This is a genomic window from Streptomyces sp. NPDC034086 (genome assembly GCF_055575515.1).
Genome location: NZ_JBVISM010000007.1, coordinates 274,918 through 295,493, shown reverse-complemented (window position 1 = coordinate 295,493; position 20,576 = coordinate 274,918). Strand labels below are relative to the sequence as shown.

16 protein-coding genes, 2 tRNA genes and 1 pseudogene are annotated in these 20,576 nt (G+C 72.7%); 17 read left to right on the top strand and 2 right to left on the bottom strand.

Annotated features, from left to right (window positions below; translation table 11 throughout):
• Positions 1-96 precede the first annotated feature (96 nt).
• The 14 genes and pseudogenes from ACZ514_RS19265 to ACZ514_RS19200 all read left to right on the top strand — a co-directional run bounded on the left by ACZ514_RS19265 (position 97) and on the right by ACZ514_RS19200 (position 14,543).
• Positions 97-264 carry a hypothetical protein gene (locus ACZ514_RS19265; RefSeq protein ID WP_468172305.1) on the top strand — a complete coding sequence of 56 codons (168 nt, stop codon included), beginning with the start codon at positions 97-99 and terminating at the stop codon, positions 262-264.
• Positions 265-327: 63 nt separating this feature from the next.
• Positions 328-945, top strand: a complete 618-nt coding sequence (gene nadD, locus ACZ514_RS19260) for a nicotinate-nucleotide adenylyltransferase (RefSeq protein ID WP_388938962.1) — start codon at positions 328-330, stop codon at positions 943-945.
• Between the two features lie 24 nt (positions 946-969).
• On the top strand, positions 970-2,688 hold the full coding sequence (locus ACZ514_RS19255; RefSeq protein WP_469125214.1) for a LytR C-terminal domain-containing protein: 1,719 nt from the start codon (positions 970-972) through the stop codon (positions 2,686-2,688).
• Positions 2,689-2,786: 98 nt separating this feature from the next.
• On the top strand, positions 2,787-3,233 hold the full coding sequence (gene rsfS / locus ACZ514_RS19250) for a ribosome silencing factor (RefSeq protein ID WP_388938965.1): 447 nt from the start codon (positions 2,787-2,789) through the stop codon (positions 3,231-3,233).
• Positions 3,230-3,892, top strand: a complete 663-nt coding sequence (locus ACZ514_RS19245; RefSeq protein ID WP_468172448.1) for a histidine phosphatase family protein — start codon at positions 3,230-3,232, stop codon at positions 3,890-3,892. Before rsfS ends, ACZ514_RS19245 begins: the two co-directional genes overlap by 4 nt.
• A gap of 122 nt (positions 3,893-4,014) precedes the next feature.
• A tRNA-Ala gene (locus ACZ514_RS19240) sits at positions 4,015-4,087 on the top strand.
• Between the two features lie 146 nt (positions 4,088-4,233).
• Positions 4,234-4,467, top strand: coding sequence for a hypothetical protein (locus ACZ514_RS19235; protein ID WP_007264019.1), 234 nt, complete (start codon positions 4,234-4,236; stop codon positions 4,465-4,467).
• Between the two features lie 252 nt (positions 4,468-4,719).
• Positions 4,720-4,792 (top strand) — tRNA-Ala (locus ACZ514_RS19230).
• Between the two features lie 257 nt (positions 4,793-5,049).
• The gene (gene leuS, locus ACZ514_RS19225) at positions 5,050-7,914 is read left to right on the top strand and encodes a leucine--tRNA ligase (RefSeq protein ID WP_469125213.1); all 2,865 of its coding nucleotides are present in this window, start codon (positions 5,050-5,052) and stop codon (positions 7,912-7,914) included.
• Between the two features lie 148 nt (positions 7,915-8,062).
• Positions 8,063-8,842 carry a hypothetical protein gene (locus ACZ514_RS19220; RefSeq protein WP_468172296.1) on the top strand — a complete coding sequence of 260 codons (780 nt, stop codon included), beginning with the start codon at positions 8,063-8,065 and terminating at the stop codon, positions 8,840-8,842.
• 72 nt (positions 8,843-8,914) lie between these two features.
• Entirely contained in the window at positions 8,915-9,760 is an 846-nt protein-coding gene (locus ACZ514_RS19215) for a DegV family protein (RefSeq protein ID WP_468172293.1), read from the top strand.
• Positions 9,761-10,463: 703 nt separating this feature from the next.
• Complete coding sequence (locus ACZ514_RS19210) at positions 10,464-11,060, top strand: ComEA family DNA-binding protein (protein WP_469125212.1); 597 nt, start codon at positions 10,464-10,466, stop codon at positions 11,058-11,060.
• Between the two features lie 119 nt (positions 11,061-11,179).
• Positions 11,180-13,525, top strand: a pseudogene (locus ACZ514_RS19205) (ComEC/Rec2 family competence protein); the annotation flags it as partial.
• Positions 13,526-13,661: 136 nt separating this feature from the next.
• On the top strand, positions 13,662-14,543 hold the full coding sequence (locus tag ACZ514_RS19200) for a YceI family protein (RefSeq protein ID WP_468172287.1): 882 nt from the start codon (positions 13,662-13,664) through the stop codon (positions 14,541-14,543).
• A 17-nt stretch (positions 14,544-14,560) separates the two neighbouring features.
• Here the strand turns inward: ACZ514_RS19200 and ACZ514_RS19195 are convergent, their stop codons facing one another.
• Positions 14,561-14,803: a hypothetical protein gene (locus tag ACZ514_RS19195; RefSeq protein ID WP_467886163.1), complete on the bottom strand. Its 243-nt coding sequence runs from the start codon at positions 14,801-14,803 to the stop codon at positions 14,561-14,563.
• 61 nt (positions 14,804-14,864) lie between these two features.
• Between ACZ514_RS19195 and holA the strand changes: the two genes are divergently transcribed.
• Complete coding sequence (gene holA, locus ACZ514_RS19190; protein ID WP_469125211.1) at positions 14,865-15,857, top strand: DNA polymerase III subunit delta; 993 nt, start codon at positions 14,865-14,867, stop codon at positions 15,855-15,857.
• A gap of 255 nt (positions 15,858-16,112) precedes the next feature.
• Here holA and rpsT read toward each other — a convergent pair whose 3' ends face one another.
• Entirely contained in the window at positions 16,113-16,373 is a 261-nt protein-coding gene (gene rpsT, locus ACZ514_RS19185; RefSeq protein WP_030030523.1) for a 30S ribosomal protein S20, read from the bottom strand.
• 199 nt (positions 16,374-16,572) lie between these two features.
• Here rpsT and lepA point away from each other — a divergent pair, with 199 nt between their 5' ends.
• Both lepA and ACZ514_RS19175 read left to right on the top strand, forming a co-directional pair.
• Positions 16,573-18,438 (top strand): translation elongation factor 4, encoded by a 1,866-nt coding sequence (lepA, locus tag ACZ514_RS19180; protein WP_468172281.1) that lies wholly within the window; start codon positions 16,573-16,575, stop codon positions 18,436-18,438.
• A gap of 191 nt (positions 18,439-18,629) precedes the next feature.
• Entirely contained in the window at positions 18,630-20,522 is a 1,893-nt protein-coding gene (locus ACZ514_RS19175) for an AMP-dependent synthetase/ligase (RefSeq protein ID WP_469125210.1), read from the top strand.
• The last annotated feature ends 54 nt before the right edge of the window (positions 20,523-20,576 follow it).

Here is a 20,576-nt window from a genome sequence, read left to right as displayed (position 1 = left end):
GTCCAACGCCTGAGTCGGCGTGAGCGTGCCCGGGGCCCCCGCATACGATGTGAGGGAAGTCTCCGCCCGCTCCCCGACTCGATAGGTACCTGCCTGATGAGCCTCTCCACCACCGCCCACAACCTGGTCGTCCTCGCCGCGGAGGAAGGGGGGAAGCACGGCGGCGGCCACGACAGCCTGAACCCGTACCTGACCGGTGGCGGCGCGCTCGTCATCCTGCTGCTCATGCTGTGGGTGACCACCCGCCTGAACCGCGACCGCTGAGCCGGGTTCCGTTCTGTACCGGGCCTCCGCGCGCGTGCCACCGGGCCAGTAGGCTCTGCGCTCATGGGAGAGCAGGAAATGCCTACGGGCCCGGTCAAGCGCCGGCTCGGAGTGATGGGCGGGACGTTCGACCCGATCCACCACGGACACCTGGTGGCCGCCAGTGAGGTGGCCGCCCTTTTCCACCTCGACGAGGTGGTCTTCGTACCCACGGGCGAGCCGTGGCAGAAGTCGCAGCGGGCCGTGTCGCCCGCCGAGGACCGCTACCTGATGACGGTCATCGCGACCGCCTCCAACCCGCAGTTCTCCGTGAGCCGCATCGACATCGACCGCGGCGGCCCGACGTACACGATCGACACCCTGCGGGACCTGAGCGCGCTCAACGCCGACGCCGACCTGTTCTTCATCACCGGTGCCGACGCCCTCGCCCAGATCCTGACCTGGCGCAACGCGGACGAGCTGTTCTCCCTCGCCCATTTCATCGGAGTGACCCGGCCCGGCCACGTCCTGACCGACGACGGACTGCCCGAGGGCGGGGTCTCCCTGGTCGAGGTGCCCGCGCTCGCGATCTCCTCCACGGACTGCCGTACGCGGGTCGCCCACGGCGACCCGGTCTGGTATCTGGTTCCGGACGGTGTGGTGCGCTACATCGACAAGCGCGAGCTGTACCGGGGAGCCTGAGCTTCCGGAGAGAGGGGCACCGCGGTGAACGACCCACAGGAGCCGTACGACCCGTACGCCGCCCAGCAGCAGCTCATCGGCTACGACGCGTACGGCAGGCCCGTGTACGGCCAGGTCGCCGCACGGCCCGAACCCCCGGCCCCGCCCCCGTACGGCCGGCCCTACGAGCAGTACCCGCAGTACGAGCAGTACCCGCAGTACGAGCAGTACGAGCAGTACCCCCCGTACGAGCAGTACCCCCGGTACGAGCAGCCCTACCCGCCGCCGCAGCAGTACGACGCCCACCCGCCGCAGCAGCAGTACCCCCAGGAGCCCGCCGCCGGGTACGACACGCAGCAGGCCCAGCAGTGGATCCCGCAGCAGTCGGCCCCCCGGCAGCCGCCGCCCCCGGCACCCGCGCCACCCGCCCAGGTCCCCGAACCCCGCCGGGCGGCGCCCGCCGGATCCCCCTCCGAGAGCCCGGACGGCCACGGCGCCGACCGCGACTACCGCACGGAACAGTTCGCCTTCGTCGACCGGCCCGACGAGGACTCCGAGGACGTCATCGACTGGCTGGCCTTCACCGAGAGCCGGACCGAGCGCCGCGAGGAGGCCCGCCGCCGCGGCCGCAACCGCGGCGTCGCCCTGGTCGTCGTCCTGGCCCTCTTCACCGCGGGCGGGCTCGGCTTCCTCTGGTACACGGGCAGGATGCCCTTCCTCGACGGCCCCGGCCAGCAGAAGGGCGCCGCGGCCGCCACCGCGGCGCAGAAGCGCGACATGATCGTCGTGCACCTGCACAACACCAAGCGGGGCGGCAGCTCCACCGCCCTCCTTGTGGACAACGTCACCACCGCGCGCGGCGCCACCGTCCTGATCCCCAACACCCTCGGCGTGCCCGGGCAGGACGGGACCGGGACCTCCCTCGGCAAGGCCGTCGAGGGGGGCGGCCTCGGCACCCGGGAGGCCCTCGACACGGTGCTCGGCACCCGCATCGGCGGTACCTGGCGCCTGGACACCCCCTTCCTGGAACGGCTCGTCGAGCTGATCGGGGGCATCGAGGTGGACACCGACGCGGCCGTCCCGGCCGACGAGCAGGCCAGGACCCCGGCCGTGGCGCAGGGCTCCCGGCAGAGCCTGACCGGTGCGATGGCCGTCGCGTACGCCACGTACCGGGGTCCGGGCGAACCGGAGGCCAGTCAGCTGGAGCGCACCGGCAGGGTGCTTTATGCCGTCCTGCGCAAGATCCCGGGCGACCCGAAGGCGGCGGCCACGACCGTGGAGAGCATGGGCCAGATCCTCGACCCGGGACTGGACGCCCAGAACCTGGGCGGGCTGCTGTCGCGGATCGGCGAGCACGCCAAGGCGGCGGCGTACCGCACCGAGGTACTGGCCGTGAAGCCGGACGGCGGCCTGACCGACGAGGCCAACCGGAAGGTGGTCAAGGAGATCCTCGGAGGCTCCTTCACCGCGGCGCAGCCCGGCGCCGTCCCGCGCGTGGGCCTCAAGGACGCCACCGGCAGCGGGAAGGCGCAGGCCGCGGCGAAGGCCGCGCTGCTCAACGGGGGCTACGGCTTCGTGGACGGCGGCAGGGCCGACGGGACCGCGGCCACCACGCGGATCACGTACCAGGACGACGCGCAGCGGGACCGGGCGATCGACGTCGCCAAGACGCTGGGGCTGCCGGAGACGGCCGTGAAGAAGGCCGAGAACGCGGTGAACGCGGACGTCGTGGTGGTGCTGGGGAAGGACTACGACCCGTCCTGACCTGCTGGTTCCGCCCGCGCGGACCCTTGTGCGCGGGCGGTGGCGGCGGTACGTGAGACCCTTGTAGGGATCTGCCCGCCAACCCGAAAGCATGGCCAGTGACCGCCACGGACCGCTCCATCGAGCTCATCACCACCGCCGCCCAGGCGGCGGCCGACCGGCTCGCGCACGACATCATCGCGTACGACGTCAGCGACGTGCTGTCGATCACCGATGCCTTCCTGCTCGCCTCGGCGCCCAACGACCGTCAGGTCAAGTCGATCGTCGACGAGATCGAGGAGCGCCTCCTCAAGGAGCTCGGCGCCAAGCCGGTGCGCCGCGAGGGCGACCGCGACGCCCGTTGGATCCTCCTCGACTACGTCGACATCGTCGTCCACGTCCAGCACAGCGAGGAGCGCGTCTTCTACGCGCTGGAGCGCCTGTGGAAGGACTGCCCCGAGATCGAGCTCCCCGAGGACGCCAAGCTCACCCTCGGCAAGGCCGAGGAGCACGCCAAGCTGCGCGAGGCGCAGGGGGACGACGAACTGGACGGTGATCTGTTCTGAGCGCGCCCACCACCGCTGCCGGCCGGCCCGGCAGGAAGATCGTCCTCTGGCGGCACGGCCAGACCGCCTGGAACCTGGAGCGCCGGTTCCAGGGTTCCACCGACATCGAGCTGACCGAGACGGGTGTGGCGCAGGCGCGCCGCGCCGCCCGGCTGCTCGCCTCGCTCAAGCCGGACGCCATCGTCGCCTCCGACCTGCGGCGGGCCGCCGACACGGCCGCCGAGCTGGCCGCCGTCACGGGTCTGCCGGTGGCGCACGACGAGTCGCTGCGCGAGACGTACGCCGGTGAGTGGCAGGGGCTCACCCACGAGGAGATCCTCGAGAAGTACGGCGAGCAGTACGCGGCGTGGAAGCGGGGCGAGCCCGTCCGCCGCGGTGGCGGCGAGCTGGAGACCGAGGTCGCCGACCGCGCCGCTCCGGTGGTGCTGAGCCACGCGGACCGGCTGCCCGAGGGCGGCACGCTCGTCGTCGTCAGCCACGGCGGCACCATCCGTACGACCATCGGGCGCCTGCTGGGCCTGGAGGCGTACTACTGGGAGGGCCTCGGCGGGCTCTCCAACTGCTGCTGGTCCGTCCTCGGCGAGGGCGCGCGCGGCTGGCGCCTGCTGGAGCACAACGCCGGCACGCTGCCGGAACCGGTGTTCGGCGACGACGACTGAGGCCTCCGCGGTGTCCCGCGGGGCGGCTCGGACCCGGATTTCACTTTCCGGCTGGTCACAGGCTAGAGTTCTTCTTGTTCGCAGCGAAGAACACCGGAAACGGGGGGAACGCCGCGGAGAGCGGGGCTATAGCTCAGTTGGTAGAGCGCCTGCATGGCATGCAGGAGGTCAGGAGTTCAATTCTCCTTAGCTCCACAATCAGGATCCCGTCCCCAACAGGGGGCGGGATCCTTGCGTTTGTTCCCCTTTGTGCGCTTGCTGCCCCGTTCGCTGCCGACGTGGCAGAATCGGACGGCCGGAGGGGGACACGACGGCCCGACGCGGGAGGGAGTCGCTGACGGATGGGTGCACACCGGCGGCGGTGCGACTGGTGCAACAACGGCACGCCGATCGTGCGGGACATGGAACCGGTCAACCCCGACTACCAGTACTGGTGCGAGGAATGCGCGCGGGCGCTGATCATAAAGGGCGACCCGATCGAGACGTACCGCGAGCTGGAGGGCGAGCCGATCTACGGCCGCCTGCTCGACGAGCACTGCACGCTGAAGCGGTTCTACCAGTTCGCCCGGGCGTGACGGCTCGGTTGGTCCGGCTCGGGTTGGTCCGGCCCGGTCGAACCGGCTCGGTTGAATCGGCTCGGTCGAACCGGCTCGGTCGAACCGGGCAAAGCGGGCAAGGCAGACAGCTGTCGGGGCCTCGGAGGGGTCGCGGAACGGCCCGGGGAAACCGATTTTTGGACTGGGGCCCTGACCGTGTAATGTTCTCGATGTCGCCAGGGGGAACCGGCAAGGGAAACCGAGAAGGGGCCCGGCGGCAGAGAGAAGCAAGGGGCTATAGCTCAGTTGGTAGAGCGCCTGCATGGCATGCAGGAGGTCAGGAGTTCAATTCTCCTTAGCTCCACAGTGAGGAAGCGGGCCACCCGGATCGGGTGGCCCGCTTCTCGTCGTGCCCGGCCCGTGGAACGTCCGAGCGCCCGTGGGGGCCGCTGCGGTACCCTGACGCCATGCGTGCCGTACGCCTTCTGCTTACCGAGCCGCGCTGATCAGTACCGACCCTTCGAGACGGTCGGCACCGGCGCGGCGTCCCCTCCTGTGCGAGGGGTTTTTTCGTTTGGGCAGGCAGAGACGGCAGAGACGATCGATGGAGCTTCAGGAATCATGAGCGAGACGAACACCCCGGCCCCCGAGGCGGCCGAGGGGCACCGTTACACGGCTGCCATGGCCGCCGACATCGAGGCACGCTGGCAGGACGTATGGGACGCGGAGGGCACCTACGAGGCGCCGAACCCGACCGGTGACCTGGCCGGCGATCCGGCGGTCGTCGCACGGCCCAAGAAGTTCATCATGGACATGTTCCCGTACCCCTCCGGTGCGGGCCTGCACGTCGGCCACCCGCTGGGCTACATCGCCACCGACGTGTACGCGCGCCACCAGCGCATGTCCGGTCACAACGTCCTGCACACCCTGGGCTTCGACGCCTTCGGCCTGCCCGCCGAGCAGTACGCCGTGCAGACGGGCACCCACCCGCGCGTGTCGACCGAGGCGAACATCGAGAACATGAAGGCCCAGCTGCGCCGGCTGGGCCTGGGCCACGACAAGCGCCGGTCCTTCGCCACGATCGACCCCGCGTACTACAAGTGGACCCAGTGGATCTTCCTCCAGATCTACAACTCCTACTACGACGCCGACGCCGGGAAGGCCCGGCCGATCTCCGAGCTGGTCGCCGCCTTCGAGAACGGCACCCGTGAGGTCCCCGGCGGCCGCGCCTGGGCCGGCCTGACCGCCGCCGAGCGCGGCGACGTGCTGAACGGCTTCCGCCTGGCCTACGCCTCGGACGCGCCCGTCAACTGGTGCCCCGGGCTGGGCACCGTCCTGGCCAACGAGGAGGTCACCGCCGACGGCCGGTCCGAGCGCGGCAACTTCCCCGTCTTCAAGTCCCGGCTGAGCCAGTGGAACATGCGGATCACGGCCTACGCCGACCGCCTGCTGGACGACCTGGACGCGCTGGACTGGCCGGAGGCCATCAAGCTGCAGCAGCGCAACTGGATCGGCCGCAGCGAGGGCGCCCGCGTCGACTTCGCGCTGGGCGACGAGGCCATCACCGTCTTCACCACCCGCCCCGACACGCTGTTCGGCGCCACCTACATGGTGCTGGCGCCGGAGCACCCGCTGGTCGAGAAGTTCATCCCGGCCGCCTGGCCCGAGGGCACGCACGACGTGTGGACCGGCGGATACGCGACCCCCGCCGAGGCCGTGGCCGCGTACCGCAAGCAGGCCGCCTCCAAGTCAGACGTCGAGCGGCAGGCCGAGGCCAAGGACAAGACCGGTGTCTTCACCGGCGAGTACGCGGTCAACCCGGTCAGCGGCGAGAAGGTCCCCGTCTTCATCGCCGACTACGTCCTGATGGGCTACGGCACCGGCGCGATCATGGCCGTCCCGGCGCACGACGCCCGCGACTTCGAGTTCGCCCGTGCCTTCGAGCTGCCGATGCGCTGCGTGGTCGCCCCGACCGACGGGCGCGGCACCGACCCGGCGGAGTGGGACGACGCCTTCGTCGCGCACGACGCCGTACTGGTCGACTCGGTCGGCGAGGGCATCTCCCTGGACGGCCTGGACGTCGCCGAGGCCAAGGCCGCGATCACCGCGTGGCTCGAGTCGCGCGGCATCGGCGAGGGCACCGTCAACTTCCGTCTGCGCGACTGGCTCTTCAGCCGCCAGCGCTACTGGGGCGAGCCCTTCCCGATCGTCTACGACGAGGACGGCGTCGCCCACTCCCTGCCCGAGTCGATGCTGCCGCTGGAGCTGCCGGAGGTCGAGGACTACTCGCCGCGCACCTTCGCGCCCGACGACGCCACGTCGAAGCCGGAGACCCCGCTGTCGCGCAACGAGGCGTGGGTCAACGTGGAGCTGGACCTGGGCGACGGCGTCAAGCGGTACCGCCGCGAGACCAACACCATGCCGAACTGGGCCGGTTCCTGCTGGTACGAGCTGCGCTACCTGGACCCGAACAACGCCTCGGCCCTGGTGGACCCGGAGATCGAGCAGTACTGGATGGGCCCGCGCGAGGGCGCGCCGCACGGCGGCGTCGACCTGTACGTGGGCGGCGCCGAGCACGCGGTGCTGCACCTGCTGTACGCCCGCTTCTGGTCCAAGGTGCTGTTCGACCTGGGCCACGTGTCGTCGGCCGAGCCGTTCCACAAGCTCTTCAACCAGGGCATGATCCAGGCGTACGCCTACACCGACGCGCGCGGTGTGTACGTCCCGGCGGCCGAGGTCGAGGAGCGCGACGGCGGCTACTTCTACCAGGGCGAGCCCGTCAAGCGCGAGCACGGCAAGATGGGCAAGTCCCTGAAGAACGCCGTCACCCCCGACGAGATCTGCGCGGAGTACGGCGCGGACACCCTGCGCCTGTACGAGATGGCGATGGGCCCGCTGGACGTCTCGCGCCCGTGGGACACCCGCGCCGTCGTCGGCCAGTACCGCCTGCTCCAGCGCCTGTGGCGCAACATCGTGGACGAGGAGACCGGCGCGGTCACCGTCGTCGACGGCGAGCCCGACGAGGCCACCCTGCGGGCCCTGCACAAGGCCATCGACGGGGCCGGCTCGGACATGGAGGGCCTGCGCTTCAACACGGCCATCGCGAAGATCACCGAGCTGAACAACGCCCTGACGAAGGCGGGCCGCCCGCTGGAGCGGTCCGTCGCCGAGCGGCTGGTGCTGCTGGTCGCCCCGCTGGCGCCGCACATCGCGGAGGAGCTGTGGCACCGCCTGGGCCACACCGACTCGGTGGTCCACCAGGACTTCCCGGTCGCCGACCCGCGGTACGTCGTGGACGAGACGGTCACGTGCGTGGTCCAGGTCAAGGGCAAGGTCAAGGCGCGTCTGGAGGTGCCGCCGAGCATCTCGGAGGCCGAGCTGGAGCAGCTGGCCACCACCGACGCCGGTGTCGTCGCGGCCCTGGGCGGCGCCGAGGTCCGCAAGGTGATCGTGCGTGCGCCGAAGCTGGTGAACATCGTCATCTAGGCGACCGGCCGGAACTCCTCGTGAGGCCGTTCCGCGGCCCTCATGGGGGAGATCCCGTACGGGCAGGTTGGGGGTTCGAAGGGAACCCCTGGCCTGCCCCCGGCGTTTACGGTGGAGGGGTCGGGAACAGGCCGGGGAAGGGAACCTCATGGAGGTAGGCGCGTTGCTCATCATCTTTGCCCTGGTGGTGCTGTTCGCCTTCCTGGGGCTGGGCGCCTGGGCCACGGTCAAGGCGGTCGGCGCGGCGAAGCGCGGCGTGGACCGGACGATCACGCAGGCCCGCCGGACGGTGGAGGACACCACCCTGAAGGCCAGGAGCATCGCCCAGCCCGGCGTGCCGGGGTCGCTCGCCCAGCTGCGCCTGGACCTGCGGAACTCGATGCGCGCCACCCAGGCCGCCCTCTACGAGGGCGTGCGGGCGGACAGCTCGCTGAGCGAGTCCGTCGCCCTCTTCGAGCGGCTGAGCCGGCACGGCCACGAGCTGGACGACGAACTGAAGCGCCTGGAGCAGGATCCCGACCGCCGGCGGATCGCGGAGCGCCTGCCCGAGCTGCGGGAGCGCACCCTCAAGATCAAGCAGTCGGCCGATTCGCTGCGCTGGGCGGCGCGCGACCGCGCCCAGCGGTTCGCGGACGACGAGCTGGCGCTCCTCTCGGAGCAGATCCAGGTCGAGTCGGGCGCGCTGCGCGACTGGTCCCGAGAGCCGGCCGACGACCTGGCGGCCGCCGCGGCCGCCTGGGACGCGGCCCAGGCGGCACAGGCCGGGCCGGCCGCGGACGCGGCCACGGGCGGCCGGCGGGACGCGGAAGCGGGGCGTCCGGCGGAGGCCGGGCGTCCGGCGGAGGCCGGGCGCCCGGAGCTGAATCCTTCCGCCCCGGCTGCGGCCCATCCCTGGCAGAAGGCCCCCAGGCCCGAGACCACCACCTGAGCGGAGGGCGGCCGGGGCGTGGGGGACGTCCCGGGCTGCCGGAACACCTCCTGTGCCGGTAACCTCCGGCTCATGTCCCGCCATGTCGCGATCGTCACCGATTCCACGGCCTACCTGCCCCCGCAGGCGATGGCGCGGCACGGGATCACCGCCGTCCCCCTGACCGTCGTCCTGGGCGACGAGGCACTGGAGGAGGGGACCGAGATCTCCGCCCGCAGCCTCGCCGCGGCCCTGCAGAAGCGCCGTTCGGTCACCACCTCCCGTCCCGGTCCGGAGCAGTTCGTACGGGCCTACCGGGCCGCGGCGGACGCCGGGGCCACCGGCATCGTCAGCCTGCACCTGTCCGCCGAGTTCTCCGGTACCTACGACGCAGCCGTCGTCGCGGCCCGGACCGCCCCCGTGCCGGTCCGCGTCGTCGACACCGGCATGGTCGCCATGGCCCTCGGCTTCTGCGCCCTGACCGCCGCGGAGACGGCCGAGGCCGGGGGCTCCGCCGACGAGGCCGTGGCCGCCGCCGAGAAGCGGGCCGCGGACATGGCGGCCTACTTCTACGTGGACACCCTCGACTACCTCCGGCGCGGCGGCCGGATCGGGGCCGCGCAGGCCCTCCTCGGCTCGGCGCTGGCGGTCAAGCCGCTGCTGACGCTGGACGGCGGGCGGATCGAGATGCTGGAGAAGGTCCGCACGGCCTCCAAGGCCATCGCCCGGCTCGAGGAGCTGGCCGTCGAACGGGCCGGAGCGCGCAGCGTCGACGTCGCCGTCCACCACCTCGCCGCCCCGGAACGGGCCGAGAAGCTGGCCGAGCGGCTGCGCGAACGCATTCCCGGCCTGGTCGAGATGCACGTCAGCGAGGTCGGCGCGGTGATCGGCGCGCACACCGGGCCGGGGCTGCTGGCCGCGGTCGTCTCGCCCCGCTGATCACCCGGAAGGGTGGCCCGGTTGTCCACAACGGGCCGGTCGTCCACAGGAATCGAGGGCTCCGAGCGGTGGTCCGGGAACGGGTCCTAGCTTCGGTGGCATGACTCTTCGAACGCGTACTTCGCATCTGATGGCGCATTCCGTTCCGGGCCCTGGGCGGGGTGCTGGGGCGGGCCCCGTGCCGGGCCCGGCCTCGGTTTCCGTGTCGGATCCCGTGCCGGGCCCGGCCTCGGGTCCCGTGCTGGGTCCCGTACCGGGCCCGGCCTCGGGTCCCGTTCGGCGTTTCGCCCCGCGTCCCCTCGGCGCTTCTTCCCCTGCGGGCGGTGGCGGCAGTGGGCCCGGACGGGGGCGGCGGTCCGACGGCAGGTTCCGGGACCGTGGCCGCACCCGGTCCCGGCCCGATCCCGCCGAGGTGCGGCGCAGGGCGGAGGCTCTCCTGGCGGGTGCCGCACCCGCGCCCTCCGAGCCGGAGCCCGGGGTGCGGGAAGGGGCCGGAGCCCTGCGGGTGGCGGACCCGCCCGGGCACGCGGAGCCGCCGGGCGTGCCGGGGGCCGGGGAGCCGCCGGACCGTGCGGCGGTGCCGGGGGCCGGGGAAGGGCCCGATCCCGTGCGGGCGCTGGGGGCGCGGGAGGCACGGAGGCTGGCTCTGCGGGAGCGGCTGCCCGTATGGGTTCAGGCCCGGTGCGGGGTGGAGCCGCGCACCGTGGCCGCCGTGGGGGTGGTGCTGGTGGCGGCGGTCGGTTTCGCCGCCCAGCAGTACTGGTCGGGCCGGCCGCAGCCGGTGACGGCCCCCGCCGTGATCGGCCCGGCGCCCGCCGCCTCGGCCGCGGCGGCGGGGGCGGCCCCGGCCGGTGCGGGTGCGGGTGCCCGCATCGTGGTGGACGTCGGGGGCAAAGTGCGCGACCCCGGGGTACGGCGGCTCCCCAGCGGCTCCCGGGTGGAGGACGCGCTGGCCGCCGCCGGGGGAGTGCGTCCGGGCACGGACACCACCGGGCTCAACCGGGCCCGGGTCCTCGTGGACGGCGAACAGGTGCTGGTGGGGGTCGCCCCGCAGCCGCCGCCGCCGTCGGGCGGGCCGGGTGCGGGTGCCGGGGGCGGTGCCGGCGCCGGCCCGCTGAGCCTCGGCAGTGCCACCGTCGAGCAATTGGACGGGCTGCCGGGGGTGGGGCCCGTGCTCGCCCGGAACATCGTCGACTTCCGCACCGCCCGGGGCGGGTTCCGGGCCGTGGAGGACCTCCGGCAGGTCAACGGCATCGGCGAGCGGAGGTTCGCGGAGCTGCGAAGGCTGGTGCGGCTGTGAACACCGCCGGGGAACGTACGGGGCCCGGGTGCGCCGAGCCCGGGTGCGCCGGGCCGCCGGGGTGTGGCGGGCCCGGGTGCGCCGCGTCGGAAGGGGCCCGGCGGGAGCGGGCCCGGCCGGTGGATCTGCGGCTGGCGGTGCCGGCCGGGGCGGCCTGGGCCGCGGCGGCCCTGGCGCTCGGGGTGCCGGGCGGGTGGTGCGCCGCCGCGGCGGGGCTCGCGGTGGCCACGGCGGGGGCGCTGCTGCTCCTGGGCTCCGGGCGTCCGCAGCCGCGGTGGAGGGTGGGGCCGGCCGTGGCCGCCGCGCTGCTCTGCGCCGCCGCGGGGGCGGGGGTGGCCGGGCTGGAGCGTGCCGGGGCGCGGGCGGGACCGGTGGCCCGGCTGGCCGGCGAACACGCCCGGGTGCGCGCGGAGCTCACCGTCGGCTCCGACCCCCGGGTGGCCCGCGGCGGGGCCGGGCCGCCGCTCGTGGTGCTGGACGCGGTGGTGACCGGGGTGAGCGGGCCCGACGGGACGCGGACCCGGGTGGAGACCCCGGTACGGGTGCTGGCCGGGCATCCGGGGTGGGCCGCCCTGGAGCCCTCGACCCGGGTCGTGGTGGTGGCCCGGCTGGTGCCGGCGCGGGCCGGGGAGCGGGCCGTGGCGCTGCTCCGCCCGGCGGGGGACGCCCCGCCCGGGGTGACGGGCGGCCCCGACCGGGTGCAGCGGCTCGCGGGGGTGCTGCGCGCCGGGTTGCGGGAGGCCACCGACGGGCTCCCGGCGGACGCCAGGGCCCTGCTGCCGGGCCTGGTCGTCGGGGACACCTCGCGGGTCCCGCCCGAGCTGCACGAGGCGTTCAGGGCCACCGATCTGCTGCACCTGCTGGCCGTCTCCGGGTCCAACCTCACCGTGGTGCTGTACCTGCTGATCGGGCCCCCGGCCCGCGCGCAGCACGCGGAGCGGCGCGGGCTCGCTCCCCGGCTGGGGCTCTCGCTGCGGGCCACCGCGCTGGGCGGCGCGGCGCTGACACTGGCCTTCGTGGTGGTGTGCCGGCCCGACCCGAGCGTGCTGCGGGCCGCCGCGTGCGGGGCGGTCACCCTGCTGGCCCTCGCCACCGGCCGGCGCAGGTCCCTCATCCCGGCGCTGGCCGGGGCGGTGCTGCTGCTGGTGCTCTACGACCCTTGGCTGGCCCGCAGTTACGGGTTCCTCCTCTCGGTGCTGGCCACGGGGGCGCTGCTCACCCTCGGGCCCCGCTGGGGCGAGGCCCTGCGGCGGCGGGGGACGCCGCCGCGTCTCGCCGACGCCCTGGGGGCGGCCCTCGCGGCGCAGGCCGTGTGCGCGCCGGTGGTGGCAGTGCTCTCGGCCCGGGTGAGCCTGGTCGCGGTGCCGTGCAACCTGCTGGCGGAGCTGGCGGCGGGGCCCGCCACCGTGCTCGGCTTCGCGGTCCTCGCGGTGGCCCCGCTGTCCATGCCCGCGGCGGAGCTGCTGGCCCGGTGCGCGGCGGTGCCCGCCGGGTGGATCGCCGCCGTGGCGCGGGGCGGGGCGCGGCTGCCGGGGGCGGAGCTGCCGTGGCCGGGCGGGCTCCTGGGCGGGCTGCTGCTGGGGGTGGCCACGCTGGCCGCGGTGGGGTTCGGGGTCCGGTTCGGGCGGCGGCGCGGGGTCTGCGCCGCCGTGGCGGTGCTGCTGCTGATCGCGGTGCTGCGGCCGCCGCAGCTGATCCGTACGGTCACGGGATGGCCGCCGCCGGACTGGAGTTACGTCCAGTGCGCCGTGGGCCAGGGTGATGCCGCCGTGATCGCCGCGGGCCCCGGCACGGCCGTCGTGGTGGACGCCGGGCCGGAGCCGGGGCCGGTGGACGACTGCCTGCGCCGCCTGGGCGTGCACAGGATCCCGCTGCTCCTGCTGACGCACTTCCACGCCGACCACGTGGGAGGGGTCTCCGGGGTGCTGCGGGGCCGGTCGGTGGGTGTGATCGAAACCACCACCCTGGAGGAGCCGGCCGCGCAGGCCGCCGCGGTCCGGCGGGCGGCCGCGCGGGCCGGGGTGCCCGTCGTGCCGGCGGTGCCGGGGGAGCGGCGCCGCACCGGACGGCTGGAATGGCGGGTGCTGTGGCCGTCCGCGCGGGCTCCAGTGCCGCAGGGGCCCAACGACGCGAGCGTCGCCCTGCTGGTGCGTGCCTCGGGACTGACGCTCCTGCTGCTGGGAGATCTCGAACCGCCCTCGCAGGAAGCCCTTCTGAGGGAACATCCGGAGCTGGGTCCGGTGGACGTGCTCAAGGTCGCCCACCACGGTTCGGCGCACCAGGACCCCGGCCTCCAGGGCCGGATCCGGCCACGGATCGCGATCGTCCCCGTCGGTGCGGACAACCGCTACGGACACCCCGCGCCGCGGACGATCGCGCAGCTCAGGGCCCATGGGGCGACCGTGCTACGCACCGACGAGGACGGTTCCGTGGCGGTCGCGGGGAGCGGTGCGGGGATGCGTGCGTTTCCGGCCAGGCGGCGTCCGGACCGGTCTGGGCATACCGGGCGCGACCATTCTGTTTGCCCCCAACCCGGCAGCATGATCGAATGCGTCTTCGCCAGCACGGTCCAAGTCCACACAGCACGGGGGTGCACCAGTCATGTTCGGTCGCAGGCGGGGGACGGATCCGGCCGCGGGTGCCGGGCCGCAGACATCCGCGACGCTCACCTTGCCGCCCACGGCGCGGCTGTTGAGCTGCCGGGTGCTCGATACGGTCCACCAGCCGATCCGGCAGGCCAGGTTCGAGGTCACCGATCCGATCGGCCGACGGGTCGTCAGCGGCGAGACGGATCCGTACGGCGGGTTCACGGCGGCCATGCCGGAGGGAGAGTACCGGCTCACGGTGACCGCCGAGGGCTACGCGCCCTTCCACGGGGCGACGCTGGTGGGGGACCCGGCGCAGCCCGGCACGGCGGAGATCGTCCTGGACGCGGTGGAGCCGCCGCTGCTGCCGCAGCCCGGACACTGGGAACTGGACCCGACGCATTCGACGATCGCCTTCACGGCCCGGCACATGGGCTTCGCCCGGATCCACGGCCGGTTCGCGACCTTCGCCGGCGCGGTGCGGATAGCCGAGCGCATGGAGGACTCGACCATGCACGTGATCATCGACACGGCGAGCATCGACACCGGGATGCGCAGGCGGGACGACCACCTGCGGTCCGCCGATTTCCTGGACGCGTCCCGCCACCCGCGGGTGGAGTTCTACAGCGAGCGGTTCATCCACCGCAGCGGCAGCCGCTGGGCGGTCGCGGGGGCCCTCACCCTCCACGGGATCAGCCGTTCGGTCACCCTCGACACCCAGTACCTGGGGAACGGCACGGGTCTGGAGGGCGAGCCGCGAGCCGCCTGCCGGGCCACGGCCGAGCTGAACCGCGCCGACTTCGCCCTGAACTGGCAGTCGCTGCTGGCCCAGGGGATCGCGGCGATCGGTCCGAGCGTGGAAGTGGAGCTGGACGTGCAGATCGTCCACAAGGCGTAGGGAGCCGGCGCGCCGTCCTACGGGGCTTCCAGCCAGCCCTCGTACGCGGCGGCGAGCTCGTCCAGCGCGGGGGCGTCGAGGTGTCCGCGGGGGTCCTCGACGACCACCAGCCACTGGGCGTCCTCGGCGTCGTCCTCACCGGCGAGGGCGTCGCGCACCAGCTGGGGCTCCTCCGGGAGGCCGAAGCGGTCGACGACCTCCTGGGCCACCTCCTCGGCGGCGTCGCGGTCGGGCAGGACCAGTACATGTCGCACGTTCACCCGACCATTCTCGGGTACGGGGAGCGGGGCGCTGTCAGCGCGGCGTGGGATGCTGGGGGCGATGGCCACCAGGAAGAACCCCACCGACGATCTCCTCGCCCCGATCACCCTCGCGGTGGGGCAGGAGGACCTGCTGCTCGACCGCGCCGTGCGGGAGGTGGTGACGGCCGCCCGCGCGGCCGACGCCGACACCGACGTACGGGACCTCTCCTCCGAGCAGCTCCAGCCCGGCACGCTGGCGGAGCTGACCAGCCCCTCGCTGTTCTCCGAGCGGAAGGTCCTGATCGTGCGGGGCGCCCAGGACCTGGGCGCGGACGCCGCGAAGGAGCTCAAGGCGTACCTCGCCGATCCGTACGAGGAGATCACCGTCGTCCTGCTGCACGCGGGCGGGGTGAAGGGCAAGGGCCTGCTGGACGCGGCGCGCAAGGCGGGGGCCCGCGAGATCGCCTGCCCCAAGATGACCAAGGCGGCGGACCGGCTGTCGTTCGTACGGGGCGAGTTCCGGACGCTGGGGCGCTCCGCGACCCCCGAGGCGTGCCAGACCCTGGTCGACGCGATCGGCAGCGACCTGCGCGAGCTGGCGAGCGCGGCGGCGCAGCTGTGCGCCGACGTCGAGGGCACGATCGACGAGGCCGTGGTCGGCCGCTACTACACGGGCCGGGCCGAGGCCTCCAGTTTCACGGTCGCCGACCGGGCGGTCGAGGGCCGGGCCGCGGAGGCCCTCGAAGCCCTCCGCTGGTCCCTCGCGACGGGCGTCGCCCCCGTCCTGATCACCAGCGCCCTGGCGCAGGCCGTCCGGGCCATCGGCAAGCTCGCCTCCGCCCCGCGCGGTGCCCGTCCGGGCGACCTCGCCCGCGACCTCGGCATGCCGCCGTGGAAGATCGACCGGGTCCGGCAGCAGATGCGGGGCTGGTCTGCGGACGGCGTCGCGGACGCGCTGCGCGCCGTGGCCGCGGCCGACGCGGGTGTGAAGGGCGGCGGGGACGACCCGGAGTACGCCCTGGAGAAGGCGGTCGTGGCGGTCGCCCGCGCGGCCCGCCCCCAGCGCCGCTGACCCGCCGCGCCACGCCCGGGCCCGGCGGCGCTTCCCCGCTCCCGGGGCACCGGCGCGCCGGCCGGCCAGCAGCCCCCGGACACGCGGAGGCCCCGGACCCCGCCCTGGGGAAGGGCGGAGGCCGGGGCCTTCGGTCACTGCTGTGTGCGCCGCACCCGCGTGGCGAACGCAGGCCGCGTGCGGCGCGGGGTGCCGGTCAGGAGCGGAAGAGAGGGCCCGCTGGGTCCGTCCCGGCGTTCACATCGAGTGCGGAACTCAGATGGCGGCAACCTTGGAGGCCAGCGCCGACTTCTTGTTGGCGGCGGCGTTCTTGTGGATGACACCCTTCGAGACGGCCTTGTCCAGCTTCTTGGAAGCCAGGCGGGCCGCAGCGGTGGCCTTCTCCGCGTCGCCGGCGAGGATCGCCTCGTTGGCCTTGCGGATGAAGGTGCGCAGCTCGGACTTGACCGACTTGTTGCGAAGGCGAGCCTTCTCGTTGGTCTTGTTCCGCTTGATCTGGGACTTGATGTTCGCCACGAAAGAGCCTTTTCAGGTTCAGAGTATTTTCCGGATTGCGTCCCGTCTGCTGAGAGGGCATGCGAGACACAGCCACCCAGGCTACCAGGCACGCTTCGACCGGCCCAAACCGAGCGCATGCCCGCGTCCATGGGACCATGGGAGTCTGCGTACCGATCCGACAGCAGATCCGACAGCGACCCGAGAATCAGGACACTGCGTGCCCGCCATCCCCAGCCACGTGCCCGAGCCGAGCCGTACCGACCCGGCGCTGATCCGTAACTTCTGCATCATCGCGCACATCGACCACGGCAAGTCGACCCTTGCCGACCGGATGCTCCAGCTCACCGGCGTCGTCGACCAGCGGCAGATGCGCGCCCAGTACCTCGACCGCATGGACATCGAGCGTGAGCGCGGCATCACGATCAAGTCCCAGGCGGTCCGTCTGCCCTGGGCCCCCACCGAGGGGTCGGGCACGGGCACCACGCACATCCTGAACATGATCGACACCCCCGGGCACGTCGACTTCACCTACGAGGTCTCGCGCTCCCTCGCCGCGTGCGAGGGCACGATCCTCCTGGTGGACGCCGCCCAGGGCATCGAGGCCCAGACCCTCGCCAACTTGTACCTGGCGATGGAGAACGACCTCGCGATCGTCCCGGTCCTCAACAAGATCGACCTGCCGGCCGCCCAGCCGGAGAAGTTCGCCGAGGAGCTGGCGAACCTGGTCGGCTGCGACCCGGACGACGTGCTGCGCGTCTCGGCGAAGACCGGTCTCGGTGTCGACGCCCTGCTCAACCGCGTCGTGGAGACCGTCCCGGCCCCGGTCGGCGTCAAGGACGCCCCCGCCCGGGCGATGATCTTCGACTCGGTCTACGACTCCTACCGCGGCGTCGTCACCTACGTCCGTGTCGTCGACGGCCAGCTCAACAAGCGCGAGCGCATCAGGATGATGTCGACCGGCGCCACCCACGAGCTGCTGGAGATCGGCGTCTCCTCCCCGGAGATGACCCCGGCCGACGGCATCGGCGTCGGCGAGGTGGGCTACATCATCACCGGCGTGAAGGACGTCCGTCAGTCCAAGGTCGGTGACACGATCACCAGCCTGCACAACGGCGCGACGGACGCCCTCGGCGGCTACAAGGACCCGAAGCCGATGGTCTTCTCGGGCCTGTACCCGCTGGACGGCTCGGACTACCCGGACCTGCGCGAGGCCCTCGACAAGCTCCAGCTCAACGACGCCGCGCTGGTGTACGAGCCCGAGACCTCGGCGGCGCTGGGCTTCGGCTTCCGCGTCGGCTTCCTCGGCCTGCTGCACCTGGACGTGGTCCGCGAGCGCCTGGAGCGCGAGTTCGGCCTCGACCTGATCGCCACCGCGCCGAACGTGGTCTACCGGGTGGTGCTGGAGGACGGCAAGGAAGTCACCGTCACCAACCCGAGCGAGTTCCCCGAAGGCAAGATCAAGGACGTCTTCGAGCCGGTCGTGCGGGCCACGATCCTCGCGCCCAGCGAGTTCATCGGCGCGATCATGGAGCTGTGCCAGCAGCGCCGCGGCACCCTGCTCGGCATGGACTACCTCTCCGAGGACCGCGTCGAGATCCGCTACACGCTGCCCCTCGCGGAGATCGTGTTCGACTTCTTCGACCAGCTGAAGTCCAAGACGCGCGGTTACGCCTCCCTCGACTACGAGCCCACCGGCGAGCAGGCCTCCAGCCTGGTCAAGGTCGACATCCTGCTGCACGGCGACAAGGTCGACGCCTTCTCCGCCGTCTGCCACAAGGACGCCGCCTACGCCTACGGCGTGCGCCTGGTGGCCAAGCTGCGCGAGCTCATCCCGCGGCAGGCCTTCGAGGTGCCGATCCAGGCCGCGGTCGGCTCCCGGGTCATCGCCCGCGAGACCATCCGCGCCATCCGCAAGGACGTCCTCGCCAAGTGCTACGGCGGTGACATCTCCCGCAAGCGGAAGCTGCTCGAGAAGCAGAAGGAAGGCAAGAAGCGGATGAAGATGGTCGGCTCCGTGGAGGTCCCGCAGGAGGCCTTCATCGCCGTCCTCTCCAGCGACGAGTCCGGCGCCAAGAAGAAGTAGCCGTCGTATGCGAAACAGGCCCCCGAGCGGATGCTCCGGGGCCTGTTTCGTTATGAATCGGCCGCCGGATGGCTCTTACGCGCCCGGCGGAGGACCCCTAGTCTGAGTAGCGGTTACTCGCCAGTTACATGCTCGTAGTCATGCCCGTAGTCATGCCGAACAGGCCCTGCCGCGTGGTCCGGAGGACGTCCGTGAGCGACACACAGACCTTGATCGAGAACCGCCCGCCCAGCGTGGCGGCCCTCTTCCTTGACCGCGTCGCCGCCACGCCGAACGCGGAGGCCTACCGCTTCCCCGTGGCCGCGGCCGGCCGCGAGGGCGGTCCCGACGACTGGAAGTCGCTCAGCTGGGGACAGGCCGCCGACCGGGTCTTCGCCATCGCCGCGGGTCTCATCGGCCTCGGCCTGCGCGCCGAGGACCGGGTCGCGCTCGCCTCCAACACCCGCGTCGAGTGGATCCTCTCGGACCTCGGTGTGATGTGTGCGGGCGGAGCCGTGACCACCATCTACCCCAGCACCAACGCCGACGAGTCGGCCTTCATCCTCTCGGACTCCGAGAGCCGGGTGCTGATCGCCGAGGACGCCGCCCAGCTGGCCAAGGCCCGCGAGCGCCGTGCCGACCTGCCCGGCCTCGCCCACGTGGTGGTCCTGGAGGCCGCCGACGCCGTCCCCGTCGAGGGCGATCCGGAGGGCTGGGTGCTCTCCCTCGCCGAGCTGGAGGAGCGGGGCAGGAAACACCTCGCGCAGCACCCCGCGGCGGTCAAGGAGCGGATCGCCGCCATCACCCCCGAGCAGCTCGCCACGCTCATCTACACCTCCGGCACCACCGGCCGCCCCAAGGGCGTCCGCCTCCCGCACGACAGCTGGTCGTACATGGCCAAGGCCACCGTGGCCACCGGCATGATCCACTCGGACGACGTCCAGTACCTCTGGCTGCCGCTGGCCCACGTCTTCGGCAAGGTGCTCACCTCCGGCCAGATCGAGGTCGGGCACGTCACCGCCGTCGACGGCCGCATCGACAAGATCATCGAGAACCTGCCGGTCGTCCAGCCCACCTACATGGCCGCCGTCCCGCGCATCTTCGAGAAGGTCTACAACGGCGTGGCCGCCAAGGCCCGGGCGGGCGGCGGGGCCAAGTACAAGATCTTCCAGTGGTCGGTCGGCGTCGCCCGCGAGTACGCCAGGGTCACCCAGGACAACTACCGCCGCACCGGCCGGGCCACGGCCCCCTTCGGCCTCTCCGCCAAGCACAAGATCGCCGACACGCTCGTCTACTCCAAGCTCCGCGAGGCCTTTGGCGGCCGCCTGCGCGCCGCCGTCTCCGGCGCCTCCGCCCTGGCCCCCGAGATCGGCTACTTCTTCTCCGGCGCCGGCATCCACATCCTGGAGGGCTACGGCCTGACCGAGTCCAGCGCGGCCTCCTTCGTCAACCCGGGCGAGGCCTACCGCACCGGCACCGTCGGCAAGCCGCTTCCCGGCACCGAGGTCCGCATCGCCGACGACGGCGAGGTCATGCTGCGCGGCCCCGGCATCATGCAGGGCTACCACAACCAGCCCGAGAAGACCGCCGAGGTCCTGGAGAGCGACGGCTGGCTGCACACCGGCGACATCGGCGAACTCTCCCCGGACGGCTACCTGCGCATCACCGACCGCAAGAAGGACCTGATCAAGACCTCGGGCGGCAAGTACGTCGCCCCGGCGGAGATCGAGGGCCGGTTCAAGGCGATCTGCCCGTACGTGTCGACCATCGTCGTCCACGGCGCCGACCGCAACTTCTGCTCGGCCCTGGTCGCCCTCGACGAGCCCGCGATCCTGGGCTGGGCCGCCGAGAACGGCCTCGAGGGCAAGACGTACGCGCAGGTCCTCGCGGCGCCGGAGACCGGCCGTCTGGTCGAGACCTACGTGCAGACCCTCAACGAGGGCCTCCAGCGCTGGCAGACAATCAAGAAGTTCCGCATCCTGCCGCGCGACCTCGACGTCGAACACGGCGACCTCACCCCCAGCCTCAAGCTGAAGCGCCCGGTCGTCGAGCGTGAGTTCAAGCACCTCATCGACGAGATGTACGAGGGCTCCCGGGAGGCGTAGCCCGGGCCCGCCCCGGGGGCGTAAACGACCATGGGGCGGTGCGGGACAATGGCG

What these genes read in the sequence shown, in the direction of transcription:
- ACZ514_RS19265 (WP_468172305.1), top strand. Translation starts at nt 97, where the DNA reads ATGAGCCTCTCCACCACCGCCCACAACCTGGTCGTCCTCGCCGCGGAG.
- holA (WP_469125211.1), top strand. Translation starts at nt 14,865, where the DNA reads ATGGCCACCAGGAAGAACCCCACCGACGATCTCCTCGCCCCGATCACC.
- ACZ514_RS19235 (WP_007264019.1), top strand. Translation starts at nt 4,234, where the DNA reads ATGGGTGCACACCGGCGGCGGTGCGACTGGTGCAACAACGGCACGCCG.
- ACZ514_RS19220 (WP_468172296.1), top strand. Translation starts at nt 8,063, where the DNA reads ATGGAGGTAGGCGCGTTGCTCATCATCTTTGCCCTGGTGGTGCTGTTC.
- nadD (WP_388938962.1), top strand. Translation starts at nt 328, where the DNA reads ATGGGAGAGCAGGAAATGCCTACGGGCCCGGTCAAGCGCCGGCTCGGA.
- ACZ514_RS19200 (WP_468172287.1), top strand. Translation starts at nt 13,662, where the DNA reads ATGTTCGGTCGCAGGCGGGGGACGGATCCGGCCGCGGGTGCCGGGCCG.
- ACZ514_RS19215 (WP_468172293.1), top strand. Translation starts at nt 8,915, where the DNA reads ATGTCCCGCCATGTCGCGATCGTCACCGATTCCACGGCCTACCTGCCC.
- leuS (WP_469125213.1), top strand. Translation starts at nt 5,050, where the DNA reads ATGAGCGAGACGAACACCCCGGCCCCCGAGGCGGCCGAGGGGCACCGT.